We start from the raw sequence: 9123 nt of genomic DNA, 5'->3' as shown, positions 1-9123 counted from the left end.
TCGCTTTTTTACTGTTCAAGAACTCAAATTATTGAGCTGCTGCAGGAGCTGCCGCTTCTTGACCAGGTTGAACTACTACAGTACGGCTACCAGTGATTGTCGCGAATACACGACGGTTCATAGCACGACCTTCTTTAGTTTTGTTGTCAGCAATCGGTTGATCCCAAGCGAAACCTTGAGTAGACAAACGAGAAGCATCAACGTTGTATTCGTTTACAAGAGCTGATTTAACAGAGTTAGCACGAGCTAAAGATAAACGTTCGTTCAACTTACGTGGACCAGTGTTATCTGTGTGACCTTCGATACGTGCAGTAGCGTTAGGGTATTCAGATAATTTTTCAGCAACTTTAGCAATTTCTGGCTTGTATTGGTCTTTGATGTTTGATTTGTTAGTATCAAAGAACACACGAAGTTCCATGTTAAGGTCTTCAGTTAACTCTTGTGGTTGTGGAGCAACTGGAGTTGGTTCAACTGGAGCAACTTCTACTACAGGAGCAGCAGGCTTCAAGTGACCACCAAGAACTACGTTTAAGCCAGCAAGAGCTGTATAGTTCCAGAATTGTTCATCAAAGTTATAAGTACCACGCGCTTCTGTACGAAGAGATAAAGCGTCATTTAAGCGCCAGAAAGCACCAATACCCGCATTACCTAAAGTACCTTCTTCACCATCATGGTAAGCTAAACGAGCATCATCAAAATCATATTTATAATGACCCGCACCTAACAATACATAAGGTTTGATTTTGCTGTCATAGTTTTTAGTAATTAAATCAGAAGTAACATAGAAGTTACCATTGATTTGTTTTTGTTTGTATTCACCATAATTTGGGTCTACATCACCTTTAACTTGGTTATATTCAGCTTCAAAACCTAACCATGGTGTTAACTCGATACCAAGAGCTGCACCAACGAATAAATCGTCTTGAAGTTCTGGGCTATTTGTTAGACTACCTTTGTCACCACCATTGTTGTGTTGGCTGTCTTGGAAAGTGTAACCAAGCAGTAATGGAGTAACTGTTACGCCAGCATTAGCAGCAGCTAATGGAGCAGCAACAAGCATAGTAGCAAGTGCAATACGACTCAATTTCATGGATATCCTCCAGAGATAACAATTGTTGTTCAAGCTCAGCCTAAATTTATTGGCCCCTGAGATATTTTTTTACCCCAGTATTATTTTTAAGCTATTCACATTTGAATCATACAAACACTTGATAGACTTTCCAAGTGCTTGATAATTTTAATCAAGTAAATTATTGACAAAATTACTTACAATTTCCGTTGTAATTCGGTAATTTTTTACCCAACTAGCAAATATGAACAACTTCTTTGTTTCGCTTGCCGTGATTTTACCAGTATTCTAGCCGACTGATAACCCTTATTTAATTTTGTGTTTCCTCATTATAAAAAATAATATAAATCATTGTCAGAAAACATAAAATTGCTCTATTTATACATATATTAAGGTTTTTTAATGTTTAAATCTCCTGGTTTTACTATAGTTGAGCTCACTATAACACTCGTAATTCTTGTGATTATGTCAGTTATAGCCATTCCTTTATACCATCAATTTATGGCATCTGTAGAACTAAAAAATACGCCGCGCATACTCACAATTCATATACAAAAAGCCAAATATGACGCAATTATTAGGCATAAGAATGTTGTTCTTTGTCCAAGTTCTGATCAATTGGTCTGCAATACGAATTGGGATAACCGCGTAATCAGCTTTGTAGATAATAACCGTAATCTACAGCATGATTTAAATGAAGAATTATTGACCTCTATAGATCTTAACCATCACTACGGTTCTATGAAATTACAACGTTTTGGAAAAAAACAAAATAGTATTATTTTTCAAGGTAGTTCTGGACTACCCATCGAGTCGAATGGCAGTTTTATCTATTGTTCTTATGACCAGCTTAAAAACTTTAAATTAATTCTTAGCAAAATGGGCCATGTGCGCTTAGAAGAGCTTAAAAATTGTTAGAACTCTACAGTCTAATGCAGAAGCTAACCCGTTCTTCATTTTGCAATATACTGCTTAGGTTTTAAACATTTCTTATTTTGAGATTAAGAACAATCGGAGATTACAACAATGACTGACATCGTAATTGTTAATGGTGCTCGTACTGCTATGGGTGGTTTTCAAGGATCACTATCAGGACTAACTGCTCCTGAATTAGGAGCGGTAACAATTAAAGAAGCAATCGCACGAGCAGGTTTACAGCCTACAGATGTCGAAGAAGTCATTATGGGTTGCGTACTACCAGCGGGTTTAAAGCAAGGCCCTGCTCGTCAAGCCATGCGTAAAGCAGGTTTACCTGATTCAACAGGAGCTGTGACAATTAATAAGCTTTGTGGTTCAGGTATGAAGGCGGTAATGCAAGCGGCTGATATGATTAAAGCAGGAAGTGCTGAAATTGTAGTTGCCGGTGGTATGGAGTCGATGACCAATGCGCCTTATGTCTTACCCAAAGCACGTGCGGGATACCGTATGGGCCACGGTGAAATTAAAGACCATATGTTCTTTGATGGTTTAGAAGATGCTGAAACTGGTCGTTTAATGGGTTCATTTGCTCAAGATATGGCAAATACACGCGGTTATACCCGTGAGCAAATGGATGACTTTGCAATTCGTTCTTTAAAACGTGCTCAAACTGCGATTACTGAAGGCTACTTCAAAGATGAAATTGTACCTGTTACTGTTTCTACCCGTAAAGGTGATGTCATTGTCGATCAGGATGAACAACCCTTAAATGCCAAGATTGATAAAATCCCATCCCTTAAACCAGCTTTTGCAAAAGACGGTACAATTACTGCTGCAAACGCGAGTTCAATTTCTGATGGTGCTTCTGCACTAGTTTTAACATCGAGTGAAGTTGCAGCACAGCGCGGCTTACAACCACTTGCAAAAATCATAGCCACTGCGTCAAATTCTCAACATCCTTCAGAATTTACAATTGCTCCTGTTGGCGCTATTGAAAAAGTACTTAAAAAAGCAGGTTGGAATGCTCAGGACGTTGACCTTTGGGAAATTAATGAAGCTTTTGCTATGGTAACGATGTGTCCAATTGATGATTTCAAACTTGATCCAGAAAAAGTCAATATTCATGGTGGAGCATGTGCACTTGGTCATCCTGTAGGATCGACAGGCTCTCGTATTATTCTTACGCTTATTCATGCGCTTAAACGTACTGGTGGTAAAAAGGGTGTCGCTGCTCTTTGCATCGGCGGTGGGGAAGCAACAGCTGTTGCCATCGAAATTCTTTAATTAAAACCTTTTTTAAAATCCCACTTCGGTGGGATTTTTTATGAAAAAACTACAAAAAATGACCCACAAAATCTCTTTTCCGTTTTAACTTATTCTTCTAAATGAAAACAACAATGGACAATAACAATGCAACTCAATCACTATCTCAATTTTCAAGGCCAGGCAGAGCAAGCTTTTAATTTTTATAAATCAGTATTCGGCGGTGAATTTGCCATGCTGAGCCGCTATAGCGATATGCCGCCTCATGACGGTGTCACGTTATCGGAAGCTCAAAAAAATTTAGTGCTTCATGTTTCCCTGCCGATTAACGAATACACTGTACTCATGGCATCAGATGTCATTGATCAATTCTGTACACCAAATAGTGTATTTACTCAGGGCAATAATCATTACATTGCAATTAACCTTGAAAAAGATGAGCAAGAAAAGGCAAAGCAACTTTTTGATGCCTTATCTGTAAATGGCAAAATTGAAATGCCACTAGAAAAAACGTTCTGGGGCGCTTTATACGGTGCTTTTACTGATCAATTTGGTGTCAAATGGATGGTTAACTGCCAGTTAGATACTTAATTCTTTAGCCCTTATAGAGATCTCAGTGTTTCTATAAGGGCTTTAAACATCGATATTAGAGTATTGCGCAATAATCATTAAGCCGACTGTAATAAAACCAATCCCAATCCATCCTGCGACATCAATGTTTTGCCCAAGAAAAATCTTTGCGAGAAAAGCGGTCGCCAATACCCCCACCCCAGACCACAACACATATAAAATTCCAGCTTGCATATATTTCAAAGCAATAGCAGCGCATGCAAAAGAGATAATATACAAAACTAGAGCAATTCCCTGAGCAGTTTTATTAACTAATCCATTGCCTTTAGCTGAATAAAAGGTTGAAAGTACATCCGTCACAATAGCGAATATTAACCACAAAGCACCAGGATTTATTTTTGAAATTAAAGCGAACATTCTTATTCTTCAATTCAGTTATTAAAAAATTATTTATAAAAAAAGCTGAACCTGAGTTCAGCCTTTTCACTTAGAAGCTATTTAAGCACCAGTTTGATAACTTGCTTTTGGCACAGCTGTTGAAGCTTGATAAGGATGGGTAAAGTCTTGCAAACCAGCAGCAGCTTCTTGCACATCTTTACCTTCTTTAATGACAAAACTATCAAAACCTGAACGTTTTAAATAATTTAAGACATCCTTAAATACATCACCTGTTGCACGTAGTTCACCTTGGAAACCTTGGCGACGTAATAATGCAGCGAATGAATAACCACGCCCATCTCCGAAACCTGCGAACTCAATGAAGATTGCATCAAGTTCACTTAATGGAAATGTGTGCTCTTCAGGTGAATCATTTACGGTCACATACAAAGCTTTTTTACCTTGAATGTTAGCTAATTGATCGAGTTGAGCTGTTGTTAAAACAACGTCACCTTGAGGAATCACACCATCTTCAGCAATGATTTGATAAGTATTATCTGCAATCGTGCCATCTTTATAAAGCACAGGTAGAGCTGTATTAAGCATATGCACGCTCCTTAAATGGTTGAATTCCTACACGGCGATATGTATCAACGAAACGCTCACCTTCGGTACGTAAATCAAGATACGTATTTAATACTTCTTCAATGACATCAGGCACGGCTTCTGCTGCAAATGATGGTCCTAAGATGTCACCAATGGAAGCATCATGGTCTGAATTACCACCTAAGGTAATTTGATAGAACTCAGCACCTTTTTTATCTACACCTAAAATACCGATGTTACCCACGTGGTGGTGACCACAAGCATTCATACAGCCAGAAATATTTAAGTCTAAATGACCAAGATCATAAACTTTATCTAAATCTTCAAAACGGCGTGTAATCGCTTCAGCAATAGGAATTGATTTCGCATTTGCAAGTGAACAGAAATCACCACCTGGGCAGCTAATAATATCGGTAATAAAGCCGATATGCGCACGAGCCATGTTGTGTTGTTCAAGCGCTTGCCATACATCGAACAAATCTTTTTGAGGTACATCTGCTAAAGCAATGTTTTGTTCGTGAGTCGTACGAAGTTCACCAAACGTATATTTATCAGCGAGATCTGCAATGAAGTTCATTTCTTCAGTGGTCATATCGCCCGGTGCGATGCCTGCACGTTTTAAAGAAATCGTAACAATACGATAGCCCTTTACTTTATGTGCATGCGTATTGATATTGAACCATTGTTTGAATTTTGGATGCTCAGCAAATAAAGCTGTAAAGTCTTCATCTTCTAAATCTTGATAATCAAACGGCGTGAACTCTTCGTCTAATTTTTTCAAGATTTCTGGCTGAATTTTTAATGTTTCACGTGTGTGTTCAAATTCAGCTTCAACTTTCTGTGCAAATACTTCAGGCGTTAATGCTTTAACCAAGATTTTGATACGCGCTTTATATTTATTATCACGACGGCCATGTAAGTTATAAACACGTAAAACTGCCTCTAAATAAGCAATTAAATCTTCACGTGGTAAAAACTCACGAATGACACTACCAATAATCGGAGTACGGCCTAAACCACCACCCACCATGATTTTGTAGCCCATCTCGCCTGCTTCATTACGCACGATATACACACCAATATCGTGGAATGCTGTTGCTGCACGGTCTTTTTCTTCAAGTGCAGAAACGGCAATTTTAAATTTACGTGGTAAGAATGCAAATTCTGGGTGGAATGTACTCCACTGACGAATCAATTCACATGTTGGGCGTGGATCAGCAATTTCACCAGCAACTACACCTGCATACTGGTCAGTAGTCGTGTTACGAATACAGTTACCACTGGTTTGAATGGCATGCATTTGTACAGTTGCGAGTTCAGCTAAAATTTCTGGCACATCTTCAAGTGCAGGCCAGTTTAGCTGAATATTTTGACGCGTAGATACGTGTGCATAGCCACGGTCATATTGAGTTGATACTTCAGCAATTTTACGTAATTGTTTTGAGTTCATTAAGCCATACGGCACAGCAATACGTAGCATTGGTGCATAACGTTGCACATATAAACCATTTTGCAAACGTAATGGGCGGTATTCATCTTCAGAAAGTTTGCCCGCTAAATAGCGCTCTGTCTGATCGCGGAACTGAGCAACTCGTTGATTAATCAGCTGCTGATCGAAATCGGTATATAAATACATGGCGTATGGCTAGTAGATTCATTATTAAGGCGGATAGCATAGCGAGCTTTTATTCATCAATAAAATGCTTTTTTTGCATATTTAATAACGGTTTTATTGATAAGCTTTAATCTAAATTGACATAAAAAAAGCCCAGATAAATCCGGGCTTTTTTGATAGCAAACTTTTATTTGTTATCTGGTAATGCATAAGCCACTAAATAGTCGCCCATTTTTGTACCAAATGAACCATGACCACCGGCCATAATTACAACATATTGTTTTCCATTAATTTCATAAGTCATTGGTGTTGCTTGTCCACCTGCTGGTAAACGCGCTTCCCAAAGTTTCTCACCATTCGTTACGTTAAACGCACGGATGTAGTTATCTTGAGTTGCACCAACAAACATGACATTACCTGCAGTAGAAATAGAACCACCTAAACCAGGAACACCAATTTTTACAGCTGGTAACTGGAACAAGTTCGGTAAACTGTCACGAATTGTACCAATACGTTTTTTCCAAACGACTTCATGAGTTTTCAAATCTACGCCAGCAACATATCCCCAAGCAGGTTGTTTACAAGGTAAACCAAGTGGAGATAAGAATGCGCTGATTTCAACACCATAAGGTACGCCATACATTGGCTGTACACCCTGCTCAGTTCCCGCACCTTTTGCAGTTTGCGCACGGTTTGGATCAGCAGGAATTAAACGACTCACGAATGGCAGACCAATCGGGTTCATTACAGCAACTTGACGGTCAGGGTTAACTGACATACCGCCCCATTCAAACACACCTAAGTTACCAGGGAAAACTAAAGTACCGTTTTCAGATGGTGGCGTATAAATACCATCGTAATTGAGGCGTTTGAAAGACACACGACACATAAGCTGATCAAGCATAGTGGCACCCCACATGTCTTTATCAGTTAATTTATCTTGTGGTGCCAAGTTCAAATCAGAGAATGGCTGAGTTTTTGAATAATGCTCACCTTTAGTCTGTGGTCCACGTTTAACTGTTTGTGGAACTGGTTTCTCAGTTACAGGAACAATTGGCTGACCATTACGACGATCAAGAACAAAGGCATTACCTGTTTTGGTCAAGACATAAATTGCTGGAACAGTTTTACCAGATTTATCTTTAATATCTGCCAAAGATGGTTGTGACGGTACGTCCATATCCCATAAATCGTGATGGGTTGTCTGGAAGTTCCAAATCAATTTACCTGTTGAAGCGTTAATCGCTAACATAGAGTTTGCATAACGTTCTTTCAACTCGGTACGGTCACCACCCCAGATATCTGGAGTACCTACACCTGTTGGAACATAAACGATATCAAGTTTGGCATCGTATGCTAAAGGTGCCCAAGCATTTGGTGAGTTATGAACAAAGGTTGTACCTTCACCTGGCATTGCATTTGGATCTGCTGCTCCAGTATCAAATACCCAAAGAAGCTTACCAGTGTTTACGTCATATCCACGGATAACACCTGATGGCTCTTTATTTGAATAGTTGTCGGTAACTGAACCGGCAATAACCACTGTTGAACCAGTAACAACACCTGGAGATGTTGGGTTATAACCACCTGGATAAGCATATGGCATGAATTCTTGTAAATTCACTTCACCATTTTGACCAAAGTCAGTACATGCTTTACCTGTGTCAGCATTTACAGCAACTAAACGTCCGTCATTGACTGGAACAAAGACTTTACGTGGACATTGAGTTGAAGTCGACTTTTTAGTTTGTAAGCTTGTCGCAAATTCAGTTGTGTTGTTTGCATCGTAATACATTACACCACGACAAGTTAAATGCTGGAACGATTTATCCGTTTTAAGCTTCGGATCAAAACGCCATTTTTCTTTACCTGTAGCTGGGTCAATCGCAATTAATTGCTGGTGAGCCGTACAGATAAACATGTTATTACCAATTTTAATTGGTGTAACCTGATTGGTTGTTTCGCCAGAGTCATTATCTGTTTTGAAATCACCAGTACGGAATGTCCAGGCAACTTTCAGATCTTTTACGTTCTGGTCATTAATCTGTTTCAATGGAGAATAACGTTCACCAGCTTGAGTACGACCATAAGCAGGCCAGTCGCTCTCTGCAACACCTGGAACGGCTTGAGCAGTTTCTGGTTGAGGTGTCTTGATTTCACCATTAATTTCTTGCGGATCATTGAAGATAGAATAAACCATCAACACGATTGCAATTGCTAAAGTTGAAGATAAGGCAACTTTACTTGATCCAAGGTTGTTGATTCCACGAGTTACAGCCGGAACCAATAACCATAAACCAAGAATACCTAAAATATCTAAACGTGGTGCAAGCGCCCAAAAGTCTGTTCCAACTTCCCAGACACTCCAGATAATAGTACCTAGCATTAATGCGGCATAAACCCACAAAGCAGCAGAAGCGCGCTTGTAGAGTTGCCATGCAACAATGAGAAGTAAGACTCCAGCTACAATATAGTAAATTGAACCGCCTAGTGTAGCGAGCCAAATACCTCCAATTAGCAGGAATAACGCCAATAACCCAATAATAATTACGGTAAAAGTCGTTAAACCTGATCTTGAAGAAGGTTGATTCATAAACCACCTCTTATCAATCATCATTTTTATCGGAAAGATGTGCCAAAAAACTTATAGAAAAATGACATCACCAATACGTCTAAAACAAAATTCAGGCATAAAGAAAAAAAC

Annotated in this window: 8 protein-coding genes; 3 read left to right on the top strand and 5 right to left on the bottom strand. The window is 39.1% G+C overall.

All coding sequences use genetic code 11. The annotated features are described in order from the left end of the window. Positions 1 to 28: 28 nt before the first annotated feature. Positions 29 to 1090 carry an outer membrane protein Omp38 gene (gene omp38, locus MKL62_RS17145; RefSeq protein WP_005127972.1) on the bottom strand — a complete coding sequence of 354 codons (1062 nt, stop codon included), beginning with the start codon at positions 1088 to 1090 and terminating at the stop codon, positions 29 to 31. Positions 1091 to 1471: 381 nt separating this feature from the next. Between omp38 and MKL62_RS17140 the strand changes: the two genes are divergently transcribed. From MKL62_RS17140 to MKL62_RS17130, 3 genes are all read left to right on the top strand, one after another. Next, entirely contained in the window at positions 1472 to 1987 is a 516-nt protein-coding gene (locus tag MKL62_RS17140) for a GspH/FimT family pseudopilin (protein ID WP_000477151.1), read from the top strand. Positions 1988 to 2095: 108 nt separating this feature from the next. Beyond that, complete coding sequence (locus tag MKL62_RS17135; protein WP_000129968.1) at positions 2096 to 3271, top strand: thiolase family protein; 1176 nt, start codon at positions 2096 to 2098, stop codon at positions 3269 to 3271. A 126-nt stretch (positions 3272 to 3397) separates the two neighbouring features. Next, complete coding sequence (locus MKL62_RS17130; protein WP_001176580.1) at positions 3398 to 3841, top strand: VOC family protein; 444 nt, start codon at positions 3398 to 3400, stop codon at positions 3839 to 3841. Positions 3842 to 3883: 42 nt separating this feature from the next. Here the strand turns inward: MKL62_RS17130 and MKL62_RS17125 are convergent, their stop codons facing one another. From MKL62_RS17125 to MKL62_RS17110, 4 genes are all read right to left on the bottom strand, one after another. Continuing rightward, positions 3884 to 4237, bottom strand: coding sequence for a DMT family transporter (locus MKL62_RS17125; RefSeq protein ID WP_000457779.1), 354 nt, complete (start codon positions 4235 to 4237; stop codon positions 3884 to 3886). Positions 4238 to 4318: 81 nt separating this feature from the next. After that, positions 4319 to 4804, bottom strand: coding sequence for a DUF934 domain-containing protein (locus MKL62_RS17120; RefSeq protein WP_000935248.1), 486 nt, complete (start codon positions 4802 to 4804; stop codon positions 4319 to 4321). Further along, positions 4797 to 6440 (bottom strand): nitrite/sulfite reductase, encoded by a 1644-nt coding sequence (locus MKL62_RS17115; protein ID WP_000281766.1) that lies wholly within the window; start codon positions 6438 to 6440, stop codon positions 4797 to 4799. Before MKL62_RS17115 ends, MKL62_RS17120 begins: the two co-directional genes overlap by 8 nt. A gap of 166 nt (positions 6441 to 6606) precedes the next feature. Continuing rightward, positions 6607 to 9012: a glucose/quinate/shikimate family membrane-bound PQQ-dependent dehydrogenase gene (locus tag MKL62_RS17110; RefSeq protein ID WP_001075596.1), complete on the bottom strand. Its 2406-nt coding sequence runs from the start codon at positions 9010 to 9012 to the stop codon at positions 6607 to 6609. Positions 9013 to 9123 lie beyond the last annotated feature (111 nt).

The sequence above is a fragment of the Acinetobacter sp. AOR01_HL genome (genome assembly GCF_027855455.1).
Lineage (GTDB): Bacteria > Pseudomonadota > Gammaproteobacteria > Pseudomonadales > Moraxellaceae > Acinetobacter > Acinetobacter baumannii.
This window is presented reverse-complemented; position numbering and strand designations above follow the sequence as displayed.